Raw genomic sequence first — 1490 nt, forward strand, 5'->3', positions numbered from 1 at the left:
GCGTCGCATGAGCGCGAACCCGCACGCCAACGGCGGCGTGCTGCGCCGCGAACTGAAGCTGCCAGATTTCCGCGACTACGCTGTGGAGGTGACGCATCCGGGCAAAGTGCTCTATGAGAACACCAAGCCGCTTGGCGAATTCCTGCGCGACACGATGCGCGAGAACATGACGACGTTTCGAGTCTTCGGTCCGGACGAGACCGCCTCCAACCGCCTGCAGTCGATCTACCAGGTCAGCAAGAAGACCTGGCTGGCCGACATGCTGCCGGAGGACGCCGATGGCGGAGAGTTGGCGCGCGACGGGCGCGTCATGGAGATGCTCTCGGAGCACACGCTCATGGGATGGCTGGAAGGCTACCTGCTCTCCGGCCGCCACGGCTTCTTCCACACGTACGAGGCTTTCGCGCATGTGGTGGACTCGATGTTCAACCAGCACGCGAAATGGCTCGACATCTGCAAGAACCACRTGCCGTGGCGGGCGTCGGTCGCGTCGGAAAACATCTTGCTGTCGTCGACCGTGTGGCGGCAGGATCACAACGGCTTCTCGCACCAGGATCCTGGCTTCATCGACCTGGTGACCAACAAGAGCCCGAGCGTCACGCGCGTCTACCTTCCGCCGGACGCCAACACGCTGCTCGTGGTGGCCGACCACTGCCTGCGCTCGACCGACTGCATCAATGTGATCGTCGCCGACAAGCAGAAGCACCTGCAGTTCACCACCATGGACCAGGCCGTCATGCACTGCGCCAAGGGCATCGGCATCTGGGCTGCCGCAAGTAACGACGAACGCGAAGAACCCGACGTGGTGATGGCCTCGTGCGGCGACGTGGCGACCCAGGAATCGCTCGCGGCCACCGCGCTCTTGCGCGAACATCTTCCCGATCTCAAGCTGCGCTTCGTCAACGTCGTGGACCTGTTCAAGATGCAGYCCATCAGCGAGCATCCGCACGGATCGACCGATCGCGAGTTCGACAGCCTGTTCACCGTGGACAAGCCGATCATCTTCAACTTTCACGGCTATCCGTGGCTGATCCACAAGCTGGCATATCGCTTCCGCAACCATGGCAACCTCCACGTGCGCGGGTACAAGGAGAAGGGCAACATCAACACGCCGCTCGAACTCGCGATCCTGAACCAGGTGGACCGCTTCAACCTCGTGATCGACGTGATCGACCGTGTGCCGCGCCTGCGCAACAAGTCCGCGCATCTCAAGGAGGAGATGAGAAACACCATCATCGACAACCTCAACTATGCGCGCAGCCAGGGCACGGACCGCCCCGAGTTCACCGAGTGGGTGTGGCCGGGATGAGTCTCGAGCGGCCACTCGAACCGACGCGCACCGGCCTGTCGGCCGAGGCGCTGCAACAAGCCGTGGTCGACAACCTCGCGTGCCTGCAGGCGCGCTTCCCGGCCATCGCGACGCCCCACGACTGGTACATGGCGTTGGCCTACAGCGTGCGCGACCGCATGCTGGAGCGCTGGGTCGGCAC

2 protein-coding genes are annotated in these 1490 nt (G+C 63.4%); both read left to right on the forward strand.

The window, feature by feature from the left end; translation table 11 throughout:
- Positions 1–1309: phosphoketolase family protein (locus AC1DY5_RS55340; protein WP_478122651.1), on the forward strand; the 1309-nt coding region annotated here is incomplete at its 5' end.
- The coding region (locus AC1DY5_RS55345) for a hypothetical protein (RefSeq protein ID WP_478122652.1) at positions 1306–1490 on the forward strand (185 nt) is incomplete at its 3' end. The genes AC1DY5_RS55340 and AC1DY5_RS55345, both read left to right, overlap by 4 nt.

The organism is Variovorax sp. P4_D9 (assembly GCF_056401695.1).